The sequence below is a fragment of the Haloquadratum walsbyi J07HQW2 genome (assembly GCF_000415985.1).
GTDB lineage: Archaea > Halobacteriota > Halobacteria > Halobacteriales > Haloferacaceae > Haloquadratum > Haloquadratum walsbyi_B.
Window position 1 is genome coordinate 687,615 of sequence record NZ_KE356561.1, and the last position, 1,759, is coordinate 689,373.

At 45.4% G+C, this 1,759-nt stretch carries 2 protein-coding genes and 1 pseudogene; all 3 read left to right on the top strand.

Annotated elements, in window-relative coordinates:
• A partial coding sequence (locus tag J07HQW2_RS03195) for a hypothetical protein (protein WP_021053881.1) occupies positions 1-192 on the top strand: 192 nt, incomplete at its 5' end.
• An 857-nt stretch (positions 193-1,049) separates the two neighbouring features.
• Positions 1,050-1,427 (top strand): annotated as a pseudogene (locus J07HQW2_RS17550) (MFS transporter); the annotation flags it as partial.
• 146 nt (positions 1,428-1,573) lie between these two features.
• The coding region (locus tag J07HQW2_RS03205) for a MaoC/PaaZ C-terminal domain-containing protein (protein ID WP_021053884.1) at positions 1,574-1,759 on the top strand (186 nt) is incomplete at its 3' end.

Genomic DNA, 1,759 nt, shown 5'->3' on the forward strand with positions numbered 1-1,759 from the left:
TGGGGCAGTCCAGGCGATACTTTACTGGAACCTGCTTTGGCAGCATTTTTAATCGCAACCTTCGGGTTCATCATCGATCATCTGTTTCTTACACTTCTCGTCGTCGGGATCCCCGTTGCGTTACTATACGGAATCGCCGGATTCAGCATCTCAATCGGTGGCGCGTACCTCGGTGAGCGGTTGCTCGACTAATTGAGTCCTCATTAGTAGACTATGATGTGTGAATCGATTTGAAGAGGACAACTTTCCTTCCCAGCGGACAGTTGGAAACTGCGTATAATTATATCATAACCATTTGAGAATAAAGATAGTCAATCGAATAACCGTACACCCGGCTCACGCGTTGTTGATATCTGACCCGTCGGATGACGTGCCTGACATTTTAATCCCGTGATGCCCGTGAGTGACAAAATAAACTGTCTGAAGCGTTACACCCGCAGTTGGTGATTGGATAATGATCATATATCTGTTTTAATATTTTCTCACGCTTAACGGGGCGGTATAAGTTCAAGCATATCTTATTTGGTCAAACTGTATTTGTCTAAGAAATTTATGGAATTACAAAATCATTATCTACACACAAAAATCTGTGTGTGTATGTCAAAATGAATATTCAATGGTAAATATGCATTTACGAGTGCAAATTTATGATAAAAACTATCACGTTTCTGCGGGAGACGCACATTTTCGAAGTCTTATGATGCATTCCACGTTCTGGGCTATTTATCAGGAGTTTCGTATAGTTACACGACCGTTTTCATGATGGCTTTTTATTAATTGAGAGCCCCACCGTGCCGCAACCAATCTGTTTTGATTCACCCCGTGCTTGGCTGCAGCGAGTGGGACTTCATCAGATTGTTTCGTTAGTCTTTATTTGACAGTTGGCAGCGAGCATCTGCTATTACGCTGTCCTCACAGTGACACTCTTGATCAGAGACCAGTATGTGCTTTCTGGAACGCAACTCAGGCTTGTGGTCACAGCGCTGACACTCGGCTACGCTGTTTTCTTACTTCCATTTGGTGCAATCACTGATTGATTCGGTGAGCACCGGACACTCACCGCAGGGTTACTAGCTCTCTCACTCGGTGCGTTTCTAGTTTTTCAGGCCTGGTCATACCCGGCGCTACTCGTAGGTGCATTCATACTTGGATCACTATATGGAACAGCGATGCCTGGAAGCAACAAAGCTATTTTTAACCATACACCACCAGGTACATACAATTTCACAATTAGTATGAAACAGGTTGGTGTGACTGCCGGTAGCGGCGTGAGCGCGCTTCTAGTGACTAGAATCGCTAGCGTCTTCTTGTGGAAAGTCGGTTTCTATGTTGCTGCAGCGAATGTGCTGGTCGTTGCCACAGTATTCTGGCTCGTCTATTGGAATGATGACGACGGGCAAACCGCGCGAGTTACCCGGACTCCCTAACGGCGGAAAGCCAATTTTTTCATAAGGGGGGTTGTCGTTAGTTATATCATTTCGCGTGCTGGTCTCAAAACGAAATTGACAAACTGGTTCGCGTTTTAGGAATATGGTGAGAAAGAGATTTTAAATAAGAAGCTTTTGTCCGAGCCATGACAGGACTCTATTACGAAGAGTTTGATATCGGCGAGACTATTAAACATGAGAAGCGGCGGACGATCAGCGAGCATGACAATCAACAGTTTTGTGATATGACGATGAATCAGCAGCCGCTGCACCTGGACTCCGAGTTCGCGGCCGAGATGGAGTTCGGAGAACGATTGGTTAACGGGCTCTAC